Annotated in this window: 15 protein-coding genes; 5 read left to right on the top strand and 10 right to left on the bottom strand. The window is 56.3% G+C overall.

What is annotated here, in order from left to right; genetic code table 11:
• The first annotated feature begins 15 nt into the window (after positions 1–15).
• From QEP11_RS14015 to maiA, 5 genes are all read left to right on the top strand, one after another.
• Positions 16–1,014 carry an MDR family oxidoreductase gene (locus QEP11_RS14015; protein ID WP_284337256.1) on the top strand — a complete coding sequence of 333 codons (999 nt, stop codon included), beginning with the start codon at positions 16–18 and terminating at the stop codon, positions 1,012–1,014.
• 235 nt (positions 1,015–1,249) lie between these two features.
• Positions 1,250–2,341 (top strand): porin, encoded by a 1,092-nt coding sequence (locus tag QEP11_RS14010; RefSeq protein ID WP_284337255.1) that lies wholly within the window; start codon positions 1,250–1,252, stop codon positions 2,339–2,341.
• Positions 2,342–2,359: 18 nt separating this feature from the next.
• Complete coding sequence (locus QEP11_RS14005) at positions 2,360–2,899, top strand: VOC family protein (protein WP_284337254.1); 540 nt, start codon at positions 2,360–2,362, stop codon at positions 2,897–2,899.
• Between the two features lie 93 nt (positions 2,900–2,992).
• Positions 2,993–4,321, top strand: a complete 1,329-nt coding sequence (gene fahA / locus QEP11_RS14000; protein ID WP_284337253.1) for a fumarylacetoacetase — start codon at positions 2,993–2,995, stop codon at positions 4,319–4,321.
• Positions 4,322–4,337: 16 nt separating this feature from the next.
• Positions 4,338–4,988: a maleylacetoacetate isomerase gene (maiA, locus tag QEP11_RS13995; protein WP_284337252.1), complete on the top strand. Its 651-nt coding sequence runs from the start codon at positions 4,338–4,340 to the stop codon at positions 4,986–4,988.
• Positions 4,989–5,197: 209 nt separating this feature from the next.
• On the opposite strand, the gene QEP11_RS13990 is transcribed toward maiA, so the two are convergent.
• The 10 genes from QEP11_RS13990 to QEP11_RS13945 all read right to left on the bottom strand — a co-directional run bounded on the left by QEP11_RS13990 (position 5,198) and on the right by QEP11_RS13945 (position 16,648).
• Positions 5,198–7,054 (bottom strand): T6SS phospholipase effector Tle1-like catalytic domain-containing protein, encoded by a 1,857-nt coding sequence (locus QEP11_RS13990; protein ID WP_413788737.1) that lies wholly within the window; start codon positions 7,052–7,054, stop codon positions 5,198–5,200.
• A gap of 184 nt (positions 7,055–7,238) precedes the next feature.
• Complete coding sequence (locus QEP11_RS13985) at positions 7,239–7,679, bottom strand: hypothetical protein (protein WP_284337251.1); 441 nt, start codon at positions 7,677–7,679, stop codon at positions 7,239–7,241.
• Positions 7,680–7,868: 189 nt separating this feature from the next.
• The gene (locus tag QEP11_RS13980) at positions 7,869–8,408 is read right to left on the bottom strand and encodes a hypothetical protein (RefSeq protein WP_284337250.1); all 540 of its coding nucleotides are present in this window, start codon (positions 8,406–8,408) and stop codon (positions 7,869–7,871) included.
• A 23-nt stretch (positions 8,409–8,431) separates the two neighbouring features.
• Positions 8,432–8,836 carry a hypothetical protein gene (locus QEP11_RS13975; protein WP_284337249.1) on the bottom strand — a complete coding sequence of 135 codons (405 nt, stop codon included), beginning with the start codon at positions 8,834–8,836 and terminating at the stop codon, positions 8,432–8,434.
• 175 nt (positions 8,837–9,011) lie between these two features.
• Positions 9,012–9,524, bottom strand: a complete 513-nt coding sequence (locus QEP11_RS13970) for a hypothetical protein (protein ID WP_284337248.1) — start codon at positions 9,522–9,524, stop codon at positions 9,012–9,014.
• 36 nt (positions 9,525–9,560) lie between these two features.
• The gene (locus QEP11_RS13965; protein ID WP_284337247.1) at positions 9,561–10,448 is read right to left on the bottom strand and encodes a DUF4123 domain-containing protein; all 888 of its coding nucleotides are present in this window, start codon (positions 10,446–10,448) and stop codon (positions 9,561–9,563) included.
• A gap of 5 nt (positions 10,449–10,453) precedes the next feature.
• Positions 10,454–13,594 carry a type VI secretion system Vgr family protein gene (locus QEP11_RS13960; protein WP_284337246.1) on the bottom strand — a complete coding sequence of 1,047 codons (3,141 nt, stop codon included), beginning with the start codon at positions 13,592–13,594 and terminating at the stop codon, positions 10,454–10,456.
• 604 nt (positions 13,595–14,198) lie between these two features.
• Positions 14,199–14,888 (bottom strand): glycerol-3-phosphate 1-O-acyltransferase PlsY, encoded by a 690-nt coding sequence (plsY, locus tag QEP11_RS13955; RefSeq protein ID WP_284337245.1) that lies wholly within the window; start codon positions 14,886–14,888, stop codon positions 14,199–14,201.
• Between the two features lie 186 nt (positions 14,889–15,074).
• The gene (ybaK, locus tag QEP11_RS13950) at positions 15,075–15,572 is read right to left on the bottom strand and encodes a Cys-tRNA(Pro) deacylase (protein ID WP_284337244.1); all 498 of its coding nucleotides are present in this window, start codon (positions 15,570–15,572) and stop codon (positions 15,075–15,077) included.
• Positions 15,573–15,574: 2 nt separating this feature from the next.
• Positions 15,575–16,648, bottom strand: a complete 1,074-nt coding sequence (locus QEP11_RS13945) for an aldo/keto reductase (RefSeq protein ID WP_413788736.1) — start codon at positions 16,646–16,648, stop codon at positions 15,575–15,577.
• Positions 16,649–16,664 lie beyond the last annotated feature (16 nt).

Raw genomic sequence — 16,664 nt, 5'->3', positions numbered from 1 at the left:
TTTAAAGGAGACTCCATGAATTCCACTTTTCCCGCAGTCGTTATTGAAGAAGCCGAAGGCAAGGCCGTCACAGTTTTCAAGCAGCTCTCACTGAGCGATCTGCCAGACCATGACACCCTGGTAGAAATCCAGTATTCCGGGCTGAACTACAAGGATGGCCTTGCGCTGAGCGGCAACCTCAACAAAGTGGCACGTTCGCTGCCCATGGTCGGAGGGATCGATCTCGTTGGCAAGGTGGTGGAGTGCAGCACCGGCCAATGGCAGTCGGGAGATATGGTCGTGCTCAACGGTTTTGGATTGTCGGAACTGCACTGGGGCGGCTTCTCACGCTTTCAGCGTGTCAAGGGCGAGTGGCTGGTCCCCTTGCCCGCAGCATTCTCCCCCCTTCAGGCCATGGCTATCGGTACAGCCGGCTACACCGCAGCGCTGTGCGTGGAAGCACTCGAGCAATGGGGCCATATGCAACCCGGTGCTGGAAAGGTACTGGTCACGGGTGCAGCGGGAGGCGTGGGGTCTGTCGCTGTGGCGCTGCTGGCTAAGGCTGGCTATCACGTGGTGGCCTCTACCGGGCGCGCCGACACCCATGCTTACCTGCATGGCCTCGGAGCGGCAGAGTGCATTGACCGCGCAACCCTGCAAGGTGTCGTACGGCCTTTGCAGCGCGAGACCTGGGCGGGCGCCGTGGATTCCGTTGGCAGCACCACGCTGGCCAATGTGCTGGCGCAAGTCGAGTATGGCGGCGCCGTGGCGGCATGTGGTCTGGCCGGGGGCATGGATCTGCCAGGCACCGTGCTGCCGCACATTCTGCGCAGCGTTGCACTGCTGGGCGTGGACTCGGTGATGGCTCCCATCCCCAAGCGCCTGAAGGCTTGGGACCGTCTGGCACGCGACCTGTCGCTGGAAAAGCTTGATGCGCTGACCACCGTCGCACCCATGACCGATCTGCCAGCTCTGGCGCAGGAAATCCTGGCAGGCAGGGTGCGCGGCCGAGTGGTGATTGACGTGAACCGCTAAACATATCCGGCCTGTACGTTCGTGCAGGCATTCCAACTTCTTTTCATGGCGTCCGGCACATCGATGCGGGCGTACCAAGCTTTGAATGGCACAAGTCTTCAGCCAGGAGTTCTTGCGCTTGCGATTTACAGCCCACCCACCACCACGCAGGTTCCTGGGCGCTGACTTTGGAATGAGAACCTGCGACACAACAACGCGCCTTCAAAGGCTGCGCATATAACAAGGAGACAATCTCGTGAAATTTCCTGTGAAGAGCACGGCCCTGGCCGTGTCCGCCCTGCTGGGCACGATGATTAGCGCGCATGCGCAATCCAACGTCGCTATTTACGGCATTCTGGATGCCAGTGTCTCTTATGCCAAGGCTGTTCAAAGCAAGTCGGCGCTGCGCTCGGGCGATCTCTCGGCCCCTCGCCTGGGGTTTCGAGGGACAGAGGACCTGGGCTCGGGCCTGAAGGCCAACTTCGCGCTGGAAGCGGGTCTGGCTCACGATACCGGCACTGGCTCTGCCAGCAATACCAACAACCAGGCATCCGGTGCCATCTCCGCAGGTCCTCTCACATTCAATCGCCAGTCATGGGTGGGGCTGGAGGGAGCCTGGGGTGAACTGCGTCTGGGCCGCAACTTCAACCCGACCTATCGGCAATACATTGCCTACGATCCCTTTATGGGAGGCGGTGTGGGCGCATCCCAGGCAGCCCAGTCTTCACTGGCCACTTATGGCTACAGCCCTGCAGGACTGCGACATTCCAATGCGGTGGAATACTGGCTGCCTGCGCAGGGAGCGCTCACCGGCCAGTTCATGTATGCCATGGGTGAGAACGCATCAGGCACATCCAACGCTTCAGATGGCGACTATCTGGCCGGACGTCTGGCCTACCGAGTAGGTAATGCCGAGATCGGTCTGGCAGCAGGCCGGATGAAAAACGCTTCCAAGGACGACATCAAGGAATATGTGCTGGGTGGCCGCTACAAGATGGGGGAGATTGTCCTCATGGGCATGTATACCCGCAGCAGCGAAGGCATTGGTACTAGGCAAGACGGCTGGCTGGTGGGCGGCACCATGCGCCGCAATGCCATGGAATATCGGGTGTCCCTGTCCGCGTCTCAAACAGAAAACGCCAGCGGAGCTTCTATCGGCAAGAGCCAAAAACTGGCCGCAATCGGGCGCTACCACCTGAGCAAACGAAGCAGTGTCTATCTGATGGGTGTGTATAGCCGCAATCGCGACGGCGCTTCCATGGTTCCATTAGGCACCCTCTCAGCAAACGAAACTGCACCCAACCAGAATGCTCGAGCCATTTCTGTCGGGCTCACACACACTTTCTAGGAAGAGAAGGCGAGCCATATGCTGATTCAAAAAATCCACCATGTCGCCTACCGCTGCAAAGACGCCAAAGAGACCGTCGAGTGGTACACCCAGCACCTGGACATGAAGTTCGTGCTGGCCATTGCCGAAAACGAAGTGCCTTCCACCAAAGCGCCTGATCCCTATATGCACATCTTCCTGGATGCAGGCAACGAGAACATCCTCGCATTCTTTGAGCTGCCCACACAGCCCCAAATGGGCCGCGACACCAATACCCCGGCCTGGGTGCAGCACCTGGCTTTGCGTGTGGAATCGATGGACGTGCTGGTTGCCACCAAGGAACGTCTGCAGGCGGCAGGTATTTCCGTCATCGGCCCGGTGAATCACACCCTGTTTCACTCCATTTACTTCTTTGATCCCAATGGCCACCGTATTGAGCTAGCCGCCGAAGTGGGCACTCCAGAGATGTACCAAAAGCTCGATGAAGTGAAATGGGCCATGCTCGAGGAGTGGAGCCAGACCAAGCGTGCACCTCGGCACGCTGCCTGGATGCATGACGGCAGCCTGGGCAAGCAGTAAGACTGCCCCAGCATTTATTGATTTGACCCGCAGTGCGCGCCGTCACGGCCACTGCGGCTTGTGTTTTTATGCCCCGTGTTTGAAGTGCCAACGATGACCACACTCCTGAACGAAACCCATGACCCCGAACTGCGTAGCTGGGTAGCCTGCGCCAACCAGGCCGGTTGCGACTTCCCCATACAAAACCTGCCCTTTGCCAGCTTCAGGCGCAAGGGTAGCAACGAGACCATGCGCGTGGGCGTTGCCATTGGCAGCCAGGTGCTGGACCTGACAGCAGCAGCCCGCACTGGCGTCTTTGCAGGAGATGCCACACAGGCCCTGCAAGCGGCCTGCCAGCCCACGCTCAACGCCCTCATGGCGCTGGGCAAAACCCACTGGAGCGCCCTGCGCCTGGCCCTGTCGCGTGCCTTGCGCGAGGGGGCGGCTGAGCAGTCCGCCTTGCAGGCTTGCCTGGTGGCGCAGTCCGATGTTGAATACGGCCTGCCAGCGCAGATCGGTGACTACACCGACTTCTACACCTCGATCTACCACGCCACCAACATCGGCCGCCTCTTTCGCCCTGACAATCCATTGATGCCCAACTACCATTGGGTGCCGATTGGCTACCATGGCCGCGCTTCCAGCATTGCGGTCTCAGGGCAGGCGTTTGCGCGCCCCTGCGGACAGATCAAGGCGCCTGATGCAGATGCCCCCGTGCTGGCCCCCAGCAAGCGGCTGGACATCGAGCTGGAGCTGGGCGTCTTCATCGGTCAGGGCAATGAGCTGGGCAGTCCTGTCTCTATTGACCAGGCCGAAGATCATGTCTTCGGCATCTGCCTGCTCAACGACTGGTCAGCCCGCGACATCCAGGCCTGGGAATATCAGCCTCTGGGTCCATTCCTGGCCAAGAACTTTGCGTCCACCATTTCTCCCTGGGTGGTTACCCTGGAAGCATTGGCGCCCTACCGCGCCGCCCTGCAGCGCCCTGCAGAAAATCCACAGCCCCTGCCCTATCTGGACAGCGAGGCCAACCGCAACCAGGGCGCCCTGGACATCCAGCTGGAGGTAGGCTTGCAAACCCGGCAGATGCGCGAGCAGAACCCGAAGTCTGAAACACGCCTGTGCCTGACCAGCTACCGCCATGCCTACTGGACCATGGCGCAAATGGTCACGCACCACACGGTCAATGGCTGCAACCTCCAGCCTGGTGACCTGCTGGGCAGCGGCACCCTGTCCGGCCCCACCCTTGATCAGGCTGGTGCCTTGATTGAACTGACCAGTGGCGGCAAGCACCCCATCCAGTTACCCAATGGCGAAAAGCGCACCTTCCTTGAAGACGGTGATGCCATCGTGCTGCGCGGCTGGTGTGAAAAACAAGGCTTTGCACGCATCGGTTTTGGTGAATGCCGGGGCACTGTGCTGCCCGCCAAGCAGCCCGTTTGAGCGCGAGAGGCAGTGAATGAAGCATTACAACTACTTTCGCAGTGGCACCTCGCACCGCCTTCGCATTGCGCTCAACCTCAAAGGGGTGGCAGCCGGATACATTCCTGTGGACCTGCTGGCCGAAGACCACCTGCAAGCAGAGTTCACCGCCATCAATCCACAGGGTCTGGTGCCTGCCCTGGTCCTGGACAGCGGCGAAGTGCTGACCCAGTCACCAGCCATCATCGAATGGCTGGAAGAGCGCTATCCAGCCCCGCCCCTGCTGCCCTCTGATCCCCATGCCCGCGCCCAGGTGCGTGCGCTGGCGGCGCTGGTGGCTTGCGACATCCACCCCGTCAACAACCGGCGCATCCTGCAGTATCTGCGCCAGCAATTCGGTGCCGATGAGGCGGCTGTCAATGCATGGTGTGGTCACTGGATCACCGCTGGCTTTGATGCCTACGAGGCCTTGCTGGCGCAACAGCCCCATCGCGGCGCCTTCAGCTGGGGCAACGCCCCAACAGTCGCTGATGTCTATCTGATTCCCCAGGTGGAAAGCGCCCGCCGCTTCAAGGTAGAGCTATCACGCTGGCCGCGCATTGAAGCCATAGATGCCCACTGCGCAACGCTGGAGGCTTTTGCCAAGGCATCACCATGGCGGCAGCCGGATGCGCCTGCTCCCAAGTGAAGAAGTTGCGCAAATCAATGGGCAGAATGAATTCAGCCCATTGAATTCAAGAGAAAGCACCTCGACGGTGATGAGCAACCCTGCGAGAAACAGAAAAAGAAGCCGGCACCGAAACCCCGTAAATTGCAAATTTGCGGTCACGATAAGGCTTGGCAACCATGTATCTGGGAGGTGCTAGCCAATCATGGTTGCACCACTACACACGCCGCTTACCACCAACTCAAGTTATTCCACGCTTCTTCAAGCTGATTCATCGCATTTTGCGTTGCTTCGCCCACAGCCTTGGAGGCTGATGCTGCCGTCTGACGCGCTTTCTCAGCTGCTTGCTTGGCGGTCGATTGCACTGTTTCCGCTGCCTGCTTGGCCGTGGCTTGCGCTTTTTCTGCTGCCTGAGTCACTGCCCTTTGGGCCTGCGCCGCTTTTTTGGATGCGTAATCTGCGGCCTCATCAACGGTCTGGGAAACTTTGTCTGCAGCCTGCTTGGCAGCAGATTGCACCTTGTCAGCGGCTTCACTCGCTACTTTTTTGGCCTGCTCAGCTTTCTCTGATGCGTATTCGACAGCGTCATCCACGGTCTGAGACACCTTCTCAGCCGTTTCCTTGGCGGCAGATTGCACCTTGTCTGCGGTCTCACTCGCCACCTTTTTGGCCTGCTCAACTTTTTCTGAGGCGTAATCGGTAGCAGTCTCTACCGCCTGATCTACGGGCCGGTTGACATTGTGCTCAATCCAGCCATAAACACTGCGATTCGATTCACTGATACCGCGTTGGCTGAAATAACTGAACGGCTCTGCATTGCTCATAAAACCTACTTTGGAGTCATGCACATAGGTGTGGATGAAATCCATCACACCACGCGGCGCAGTGCTGTACCAGGCTTTCAGTTGCCAGTCTTGCGGCTTGATCCACATGGTGTAAGCACCCTGGGTAATCATGTAACCGGGGTTGACCGCCTGAATGAGATTGGGGTTTTCAAAATTCTGCTTTGCCCGTTCATATTTTTCTATCTCGGAACTCATATCGCCACGCCCGCCAGCCCAGGATTTGCCTTCGCGGTGCTCGCGCTGGGTAACGCTTTCACCGCCCTGGCGTTTGAGCGTGCCAAACGCGCTGTAAAGCGTGGCCATATGCGCTTGAACGCAATCTTCAATGCTGCCTCTCGGGTTGCAGGCAGCTACATAAGCCTGATACGCAGCTTCTGTGGCTGGCTTGCATTCAAAGAGCTCTTGGAAAGTTTTTTCACTTCTGGATTTGATGTCTTCGTACCGAACAAGCCTGACTCCTTTTTTGAGAGCTTCGTTCATCATGTCGCGCATGGGAATGCGCGCATAGTTGTTGCTAATATCCTGATTCAATGGCTCATAGCCGCCACCAACGTCTGAGTGCGCTCCGGGGTAGGTTTTCTCCAGCCATTTGCTGTTGAGCTTGCCATCTTTGCGAATCAAATCTACCGGAAATGAAAAGCGCAACTCATGCGCGGCCACATAGTGCACGCAGCGCTCAATGCGGTCATCCACCACCAGATCACGGCCTTTGAAACCGCCATATTTCCAGTCATTGGCCAAGTTTGCGGCGGGCAGGCCAAAAGAGGCAACCGTATCAAACAGGCCCAGAAATACAAAGCGAATCGGGTGGCCTTCATAAAACAGTTTCCCCCGGTTATCTTCACACTTCCAAAGCCATTGGTTGCTAAAAGCACGCGCCAAAGCTGCACCGCGCGAAAAGCCAAAAATAGAAACATTAATCTGCTTGATCAAACGGTGTTTTTTTAGGTGTAGATTCACATCCTCAAAGCTTTGCTTTTTGGCTGCATTGGCATGGCGCTGCACCTGCCCCCCCAATTGCTCTGCACGGCTCAGCAGTGCACTACGCAGTGCATCGTTGACTTGCTGCTGACCATGATTAATCCGACGCCCCCCTCCAGCGCCAAATGCACCACCGACGGCATCTTTATCTTCAATATCTATAAGATGCTGATCACCTGCGAAAAGTGGTTCTCCATTAAATGGAGTCCCAACCCCAGAAATATAAATTGCATAATAAGGTGCTTTTTTTGCAGAAAGCATGTCTGCTGATTGCCATATACGGGCTGGATTACTCAGTTTTTCAAGATCGTCATCAATATCTTTATTGTTACCTGTTCCATCAAAGAATACAGAAATATGAATAACATCGCTGCATTCCTGTGCTGAAGATGGCGGTGTATCTTTGATATCTCGTGTGCTTGCAGCCGCTTGCTGCATTGAACAGCTACTCATTATCTTGCTCCCATTGCCTGTTAATTTCCATGCCACGCTCAGTTTTCTCAGGCCAGAACTCCTCGGGTACTAGCTCCACTGAATTATCCGGATAAATATGCACACCAAGGTAGGTAAGCTTTGAATCTGGTAACTCTAAAAATGGTGTATTAATGGCATGCACTGTTTCACCATTTCCTGGCATTCCTTTAGGGCCATCCAATCTCCATGTGATTTTTTGTTCACCCAGTGGCACGGGCACACCTGTGATAATTCCGCCTCTGCCTCTGTGCGGCTGCCCACCTGCTACACCAATATGGCGGCCATTAAGAGTGACATCAAATATTGGACGTTCCAGGTAGCTATAGAGATTGATGCTAAAATATACGATATTTTTATTCTCGGATTGACTCTTAGCAATGTCTTGGATGTCACTCTCGCCGTTATTAACCATACACGCTGCTAGACCAACACCTATAAATCCAAAGATTGCGAACAGCGCATAACGACACCTTTTCTTTGAGTTATAATCATTGACTAGCAATTTGCACATAATTCTTATTTAATATTTATTATTTTGAAAAAAATCCATAATCATTTCGCATGCTTTATTAGGCTAGACTTATATTCCCATAACTTAGATTTATTTACCATTTTTCACTTTCCATTGACGATAGAGCTCTCGACCACGCTCTGTAGCTTCTGGCCAAAACTCTTCTGGAAGAAGTTCCACGGTGTAATCCGGGTAGATATGCACGCCCAGGTAGCGGTGTGTCGCGGGTGGAGCCTCAAGCACCAGAGTGTTGGCTGCATGCACCCTATCTCCATTGCCTTCCATACCTTCGGGGCCATCCAAGCGCCAACTGACCGTTTGAGGTCCCAGTGGAACTTTAACCCCCGTCATTAACGCTCCGCCACCAAATGCGCTGGCCACGCCAATATCTTTTTTGTTGAGATAAACATCGAATATTGTGCGATCTAAGTAGTTGTAAATTGATACATCAAAATATACCAAAGAACTTTTTGAATCCGTGGATTGTATTGATTTATTCTGGGAATTTTTAGGGGATGGGCGACATGCGGAAACACTTACCATCAGCATGCTTAATGCAACAATAAGTAATTTGCGACGAGCACTGCTGATAAACATGGTAGAAAACTTGTTGATATAAATATCACTCAATCTTGTACATTTTGGGTTTTCATTTAATTATTCTTGTTTTCTATTTCCAATTTCCGCCGTATTTCTGAGCCACGTTCAGTGGGCTCAGGCCAAAATTCCTCAGAAATAAGCTCCACGGTGTAATCTGGATAGATGTGAACACCCAAGTAGCGATGTTCGCGAGGCGGTGCCAGCAGCACCAAGGCGTTGGTGGCATGCACGGTATCTCCATTGCCTTTCATACCTTCAGGTCCATCCAAGCGCCAGCTGACCATTTGAGGGCCGAGTGGAACTTTTACGCCGGTCATCAAGCCATGACCACTGTTAAAGGTGCTGGCTAATCCAATGTGTTTTTTGTTTAATCTGACATCAAATATTGGACGATTGAGGTAGTTGAAAATTGCCACATCAAAATATACAAAATCAGTTTTTCCGTCAGAGGGTTGCATGGATTTACTCTCAGGGTTTTGGGATGTTGGGCGACACGCCGCCACACTAGCAGTCAGCATGCTCAATGCAGTGACAATTGTTTGGCGGCGGTTGATATTTATAGACATAAAATTCAATCAGCTAGATAAAGCAGGCAGTTAAAGATAATATTTTTATGCATTGAAAATTTTTCATTTAGTGGTTCTTGTTTTGCATTTTTAATTGCCGCCTTATTTCTGAACCACGCTCAGTAGGCACAGGCCAGAATGCCTCGGAAATAATCTGAACAGTGTTATCTGGGTAGATATGAACACCCAAGTAACGATGTTCTTCAGGTGGTGCAACAAATACCAAAGTATTGGCTGCATGCACGGTGTCTCCATTGCCTTCCATACCTTTAGGGCCACCTAGTCGCCAACTGACCGTCTGGGGCCCCAGCGGAACTTTGACACCTGTCATCAAACCATGACCACTGTTAAAGGTATTGGCTAATCCAATGTGTTTTTTGTTTAACCTGACATCAAATATTGGACGGTTGAGATAGTTGAAAATTGCCACATCAAAATATGCAAAATCGGTTCTTTTGTCTGCGCTCTGCGTTGTTGAGTGTTCTGCATTGCGGGAGTCTGGGCGGCATGCGGCAACACTCGCCGTCAGCGTGCTCAAAGCAGTGATAAGAGTTTGACGGCGACTGTGTTGTATGGGCATGGGAGATTTCGTCAGACATTTCAATGCATTGGCCAACTATTCGGGCATTTGTTCAATGGCCTGATCCAACGTCAACTCGCCCAGGCGCACCTGGTCGAGCAGCACCGCAATAGCTGGATCAGTTTGCATGCGCTGGCGGTAGATGAGGCACATGGCAGTGAAGTTGACCAGGTCTCGCAGGCCACTCAACCCTAGCTGGCGTGCAGGCCCGAGCACTGCACGGACAAAGCGGTAGCGGTTGATAGCCGGTAAGCGCTTGTCAAAAAGGTGGGGTTGATTGAGCTCTATGTGGTAGATGATCTGGTCGGGCACGCTGGCTTCGACAAGCAGGTCTTCCTGAGCCTGTGTCAGCCGCAACGCTTGAATGACCGGCGCACTGTCGTGCGGTGCGGCCTTGCTTGGTGGATCTATGCGGTGCGGCAAGTCTTCACGATCCCAGTACCACCATGCAGTAATGGGATGCAAGAACGCTTGCATTTGCTGCGCATCCAGTACGGGGCCGGCGATATGAAGCGTGGTGTCGTCTGCCTGCCCGAGGAGTGTGCCCAGAATAGCCGGGTCCCAAAAGGCAAACCCCAATTCAAGCCCGCCTTCCAGATGCACCTGTTTGAAGCTCTTCAGGTGGCTATGCAGCTCGGGCAAACCGACGCTGGCGCATATCACGGTGAAGGCCGGTGAAGCGGCATAGCGCAGTGCCGCAATGTCTTGCAAGGCTGATGCACTGTAGATATGAAAAAGCTGTGGGCCTCTTTCGGCAACGCCTGAACCCAGGTGCTCCAGCAACGCCGCGCTGGGGTATCCAGCGCGTTGGAGTTGTTGGGGCAGCTTGCGATCCATGGCTGCATCCACCAGCACAAACAGCTCTTGTGGTTGGGCTGGGCTTTGTTCGTCCAGCCAGACTTGAGTAAGAGATAGGTCACGCATCGGACTCAGACTCCCTGGCTGATGAAGGCTGTGCGCTCCTCTGCACGGCGCATGAGGCATTCAATGCACACGCTCTGCGGAAACTGCGGCAGTTTAGAACTTCCTCTGGTAGGCCCTTGCAATGTGCGCATGGACGCTTTGTAGGTAATGCTGCCCGGCGCTTCAAACGTGATGTTGCCGCCTTCGATGGTGATGGCTGCGCCCTGCGCGGTGGCAATGCGCAGCTTGCGTGCTGCGGCAATGTCCATGCCCGCCTGCGCGCTTTGCACGGTGAGGGTTTGCTGGGCGTTGAGTTGCAGCACATCGGTTTGAGCCTGCACATTGATGGCATCTTGCGCGGCAATGATGGACAGGCCTGTGCCTTCGTGGTCGGCCTTGGCCGCCGCAGCCACCAGCCCGATAGCCTGGCCCGCATGCATGCGTGCCTGGGCGTTGATGGCCACGTTGATGCTGCCTCCCGAGGCCAGCGTGATGTCTTCACCCGCCGCCACTTGCATGTGCTGCCCGGCAATGACCACCAGGCCGTTTTGGGCAGCGGCGGCAATGATGGCATCGCCCGTGTGGGGCACGCGGTCTGGCCCTGTGGCGGGCGATTTCTCGGGCGCTTGCGCCAGGGCTGTGTCGCTGGAGTTGGCATCCACCGTGGTGCTGACCGAGCGCAGCATGGCAGCATGCGGGGCGTGGCTGTTGTCCATGGCGCTGCGCTGGTCCTGGTGGCTGCCTATCTGCCCCGGCAGGCGCACGGTCTGGTGGGTGCTGGCTGATTCGTTCAAGCCTTGCGAGAGGGTGTTCAGGTGCTGGAACATGGCCATGCCAGCGGCAAAGTCTGCCGTGGGCTCCAGCTGAATGCCACCCGGGCCGTGGTAGGTGGTGAGCATGACGCCTGCGCCGCCGCGCAAGGCGGCGTAGCCGTCGGTGCGCAGCTCAAAGCCCTGGCCGCGCACACCGCCCCGGTAATTGTCTTGCTGGTGAATGATGTGGCCCAGGTTCAACTGTGAGGCCTGGATGCTGGAGGCCATTTGCGCACGCAGCTGCTGGTTGCTGTCGTCAAACACCAGCTGGTTGTAGCCTTTGCCGCCCAGCTCTTTGGATTTGAAGCCCCACAGGGCTGTGGCGTTGCGGTGGCCTTGTGCGCCTGGAGATGCAGCATGCCAGGCCGGTGCATGGCCGCCGCCCATGCCTGCGGTCAGGTTGTGCTGGGCGCTGGGGGTGGTGTCGTTGGCCTGGGCAAACAGCTCGGCGGCATCGCTGGTGTTTCTGGCGGCAGCGCCGCCGGGGGTGGGAGCGATGCCGCCCGCGCCCTGGCCGTTGTACAGGGTGCCGATGACGATGGGCTGGTCGGGGTCGTTGTCGGTGAACTTGACCAGCACTTCCTGGCCGATGCGGGGCAGCCATTGCCAGCCCAGGCCGGGGCCCGCCTGACGCTGGGCCACCCGCACCCAGCGGGTGTTGCGGTTGTCTTTGCGCACTTGCTGGGCATCGGGCATCTGGGTTTGCACAAACTCGCTTTGCCAGTGAAAGCGGATGCGTATGTCGCCACGGGCGTTGGTATAGATTTCATCGGGGCCGTTGGGCGTGGATGAGCCGTCAGGCCCGACAACGATGGCGCTGTGCACGCCAAAGGCCAAGGCTCTGGAGCCCAGGCCCGTGCTGGGTGCGCTGTCGCTGGGCGTTTGCAGTGGGGCACGCCAGGGGGTGCTGGCGTGGATGGCTCTGAAGCGGTTGGCGTAGCCATGGGATTGGGCCTGCGCGATCAGGGCCGCATCGGGGTAGCTGCGCGGGCTCTGCCAGGATGCGGACAGGGCCTCATCAATTGCAAAAGCATCGCCAGCCAAAGCGCCAGCACCCGAAGCGCTGGCCCCAAATGCGCGTTGGGGTTGCTGCTGCGTGCCAGGTCTGTCCATCAGCCCCGGGGTGCCGGGCAGCACGTTCAGGTCTATGCCGCTGTCTTCAAACCACAGGTGCTGCCGGGCTGTGCCCAGGCGTGCTTCAATGACTTGTGCCGAGTTGGTGGGCAGGTCGTTAAAGCCCGCTTGCTCCAGGGCCTCAAGCACCAGGGTGGGGGCAGCGTCGGGCAGACCCAGCGCGGGCGCTTCCTGCACCGTCAGCCGGGTGCCAACCTGTGCGGTGCGCACGCTGGAGCGCCCGGCCATCATGTCGCTAAACGCTTCCACCCCCTGCATCAGGCGCACGGCAGTGCGCTCCAGTGCGCGGTGGCTGTCCAGACCTTTGCTGTGGTCGTCCTGGCCCAGCAGATGGTCATAAGCAATGTCGGGGGTGTGCGCAGGCGGGTTCAGGCGGCGCGCTTGCGCGTCTTGCAGCCGGTGTGCATCGGGCATCCAGGCGGCTGCATGGATGCGCTTGACGCCCATGCGTGTCTGGCGGATGAGCGACTGCACGGCGTCTTCGGTTTCCTGGGCCGCCTGACGGTGAAAGCGCGTGGGCGAGGACAGGTTTGGCGGGGTGGCGCTTTCCTGGCTGCTGTCACCAAAGAAGATGATTTCATGGCCCCACTGCACCTCTGGATTGGCTTGCACGCGCCAGCCCAGACCTTCTTCGGCCAGAATGCGCGAGAGGAATGCGTAATCGCTCTCACGCCACTGGGTGCAGTAGTTGCGGATGGGGGCATCCTGGATCAGGGCGCGGGCATCGCCGCTTAAATGCCAGACTGCCCCCTGGCGGGTATAGGGGGCCAGCACGAATTCGATGATCTGGGAGATGCTGCGGTCTTGAAAGATCTGGCTGCGTGCCTGCTGTGTTGCCAGCCACAGCCAGGGAACCAGGGTGAGGCGGTAGCGGGCCAAAGCCCCATCGGCCTCCAGCGCTTCCACCTTGCGCAGCAAGCCGCTGCGGGTGTACAGGCTGCCATCAGCGCAGACGGTGTGCAGCAGCAGGCCCTGGCCCAGCAGATCGTGCAAGGGCAAGTCGGCCTCCAGGCTCAGGCACAGCAGGCGGGTTTCACCGATTTCGCTGAGTGCTTCGCGGGCAATCCAGGCTTCGGGCTGCAGCGCCTGCACGGTGGACTCCAGCGCAGCACCGGAGCCTGAAGGAACCAATTGCAAGCGATACAGGCGCGCATTGGCGCTGAAAGAGGCGGGGGCGAGCAAACTGGCAAGCTCAGCGTGGTTGCGTGAGGGCTCAAACATGAACAGCAAACGGTGGCAAGCCGTTGGAGATGAAGTGGAAAAAGCGTGGCGTAAAACCTTTCTATTAATACCCAATCCACTTAATAAACACAAAGCGTTAGCGCAAGAAATGCGCTGAAGTAATTATTTTTTAAATATTGATGCGCAAAAAGAACATAGCTTGGTTACAAAGAGTTTCTCATTCGGCGCAGGAATTCATAAATTTTTGATCTATGTCTATTTCCTCGAAAAACAATAAAATATTTTCAGACGCTGCTACCAGCGCACATACCAGACGATCAAGCAGCACATGGATAACGCAAAAGAAAATACTCAATGAAATAGGATTTTATTAAAAATTGATATTTATAAAGAAAATCCCAGCAACCATACTTCAGAGCCAAGATGGCTACATTTGATTTGAATGTTTTTTGGACTGAGCAGGCATCAGCGCGATATTTGAATATCTTCACAGCAGGAGAAAAAAATAGCGCTGGCAGATATAGCTCTTCTTATCTATTTTCAAGCCAAGGTAATTTGCACTCAGCAAATTATCCATCAAGGAAAAACGGCCTGTTCCATCAAGAAACAGGCCGTTCGCAAGTTTTTATTTATGGCGAAGCAATCAGCGCTTGGCTTTCTTCTTTGCCTGAGGCTTGGGAGTGGCTTGAGGTGCCGAAGAGCCCTTGTCTTTTTTGCTGCCGATTTTGCTTTCCTGCCCTTTGAGCAAGCGGCTGATATTGTCCGCATGGCGCCACAGCAGCAAAGCTGACATGGCAAGCACCGCCAGCAGCACCGGCTTTTCATAGACCCACAGACTACCACCCAGCAGCACGTAATACACCGGAGCCATTACAGCGGCCACCAGCGCAGACAAGGAGGAGTAACGCGTGGTGAAAGCCACGGCCAACCACGTCAGAAGCACGAACAGCCCCAGCCAGCCGCTGATGCCCAATAACACACCCAGCGCCGTGGCAACACCCTTGCCTCCCTTGAACTTGAAGAAAACCGGGAACAGGTGACCCAGGAAAGCCGCAATCGCTACCAATGCCAAAGTGCCCTCGTGCAAACCGTAATCAGGTCCGATGTACTTGACCAGCAAAACAGGCACCAGCCCCTTGACCGCATCCAGGAGCAAGGTCAGCGCCGCCGCAGCCTTGCTGCCGGAACGCAGGACATTGGTGGCACCAGGGTTGCCGCTGCCATAGGTGCGCGGATCATTGAGCCCCATCACAGAGCTCACGATCACTGCAAAAGACAGCGAACCAATCAAATACGCCACAACAGTGGCCAACACAGGTAGTACGGAATTCAAAACTGCAATCCTTGCCTGCCTTCAGGGCAAGCTTTGTTATCCAGGGTCTGGGGCACATCTATCTCGATATGTGATGCCCCAAAAGACGCAGGCGGAATCTAGCAGCGGCAGCAAGGCTTGTGGTCTACACAAATCAAGAATATTTCAATGCTGTGCGCCGCTTTGCGAAACGCTGTGCCCAACCCCTTATTGTGCCAGCGCGCACTGCACCGGCTTGGCACCCAGCAGCTCCACACAAACCCGCGGGTCAAGTTGCACCAGAAAACCACGCCGACCGCCGTTGATGGCAATGCGTGGCAAATCCAGGATGGATTGTTCAATGTACACCGGCATGTTCTTGCGCACCCCAAACGGAGAAGTGCCTCCAACCAGATAACCACTGTGACGGTTGGCCACTTCTGGTTTGCAGGGCTCGACATTCTTGGCACCAATCTGACGGGCCAGATTCTTGGTTGAAACGGTGCAGTCCCCGTGCATCAGCACGATCAAGGGCTTGGCATCCTGGTCCTGCATGACCAGGGTTTTCACCACCGCATGCTCATCCAGTCCGAGTTGCCTGGCAGACTCGCCCGTACCGCCGTGCTCCACATAGTCATAGGGGTGTTCGGTGAACGCCACCTTATGCGCTTTAAGCAGCTGAGTGGCTGGTGTTTCGCTCACATGCGCTTTGTCTTTTTTCGCCATGGTTACTGTCCAGGATCACGGAATTTCCAACGCAGTGCATCGATCTGACTCAGCAATTCCGGACTGAGCTGGACATTCCATGCATCCAGGTTTTCATCCAGTTGCGCCAGGCTGGTCACCCCAATGATGGTGCTGGCAACACGCCAGCTGCGGTAGCAAAAAGCCAGCGCAAGTTGCACTGGCGTCAACCCTTGGTCCCGAGCCAGCTGGTTGTATTGCCGTGCCGCGTCCAATGCCTCGGGGCGGCCCCAGCGCTGCTTTTGCACCGACGGATAGGCCAGCCGCGTGCCCTGCGGTGCGTGTGGACCGCTGTAGCCATGCGCATCGTATTTCCCTGTCAGCAACCCGACTCCCAGGGGCGAGTAGGCCAGCAGACCCACCCCCAGGCGGTGACAGCTTTCGTCCATGGCATTGTCCCAGCTGCGGTTGAGCAGCCCATATGGATTCTGCACACTGGCAACACGTGGCAATCCGTATTGCTCGGCCAAGCGGACAAACTCATGCACACCATATGGTGTTTCGTTTGAGAGACCAATCGCGCGCACCTTGCCCTGCTCCACCAGCTTGGACAGCGCCTGCAACTGCTCATGGATGCTGGTGGCACTTTTATCCAGGCTGGGGTCAAAGTACAGATTGCCAAAAGATGGAACGTAGCGCTCGGGCCAGTGGATCTGGTAGAGATCAATCACCTCGGTTTGCAGCCGACGCAGGCTGCCTTCACAGGAAGCGACGATGTCTGCCGCCGTCATTCCCTGATCTTCACGAATCCAAGGCATGCCACGTGAAGGCCCGGCCACCTTGCTCGCCAGCACTATTTTTTGCCGGACACCCGGACGCGCTGCCAGCCAGCGGCCAATGATGGACTCCGTCGCACCATAGGTTTCCTTGCGAGCGGGCACGGCATACATCTCGGCGGTGTCCAAGAAATTCAGGCCACGCTCCAGTGCGCGATCCATGATGGCAAAGGCATCTGCTTCGCAGACCTGCTCGCCAAAGGTCATCGTCCCCAGACAAATGGGAGTTACTTGCAAATCGCTGCGGCCCAGCCGCAAAGGTGTCATCGTTGGGCTATTCATAGCTACCAAGTGTAGG

The organism is Comamonas halotolerans (genome assembly GCF_030162935.1).
In the GTDB taxonomy this organism is placed as follows: domain Bacteria; phylum Pseudomonadota; class Gammaproteobacteria; order Burkholderiales; family Burkholderiaceae_C; genus Comamonas; species Comamonas halotolerans.
The sequence above is the reverse complement of the archived record's forward strand: the minus strand, read 5'-3'. Positions and strand labels throughout refer to the sequence as shown.

Coding starts and splice junctions, on each gene's coding strand:
- QEP11_RS14015 (WP_284337256.1), top strand. CDS start 16: ATGAATTCCACTTTTCCCGCAGTCGTTATTGAAGAAGCCGAAGGCAAG.
- QEP11_RS14005 (WP_284337254.1), top strand. CDS start 2,360: ATGCTGATTCAAAAAATCCACCATGTCGCCTACCGCTGCAAAGACGCC.
- fahA (WP_284337253.1), top strand. CDS start 2,993: ATGACCACACTCCTGAACGAAACCCATGACCCCGAACTGCGTAGCTGG.
- maiA (WP_284337252.1), top strand. CDS start 4,338: ATGAAGCATTACAACTACTTTCGCAGTGGCACCTCGCACCGCCTTCGC.
- QEP11_RS13990 (WP_413788737.1), bottom strand. CDS start 7,054: ATGCTTTCTGCAAAAAAAGCACCTTATTATGCAATTTATATTTCTGGG.
- QEP11_RS13985 (WP_284337251.1), bottom strand. CDS start 7,679: ATGGTTAATAACGGCGAGAGTGACATCCAAGACATTGCTAAGAGTCAA.
- QEP11_RS13975 (WP_284337249.1), bottom strand. CDS start 8,836: ATGCAACCCTCTGACGGAAAAACTGATTTTGTATATTTTGATGTGGCA.
- QEP11_RS13970 (WP_284337248.1), bottom strand. CDS start 9,524: ATGCCCATACAACACAGTCGCCGTCAAACTCTTATCACTGCTTTGAGC.
- QEP11_RS13965 (WP_284337247.1), bottom strand. CDS start 10,448: ATGCGTGACCTATCTCTTACTCAAGTCTGGCTGGACGAACAAAGCCCA.
- QEP11_RS13960 (WP_284337246.1), bottom strand. CDS start 13,594: ATGTTTGAGCCCTCACGCAACCACGCTGAGCTTGCCAGTTTGCTCGCC.
- ybaK (WP_284337244.1), bottom strand. CDS start 15,572: ATGGCGAAAAAAGACAAAGCGCATGTGAGCGAAACACCAGCCACTCAG.
- QEP11_RS13945 (WP_413788736.1), bottom strand. CDS start 16,648: ATGAATAGCCCAACGATGACACCTTTGCGGCTGGGCCGCAGCGATTTG.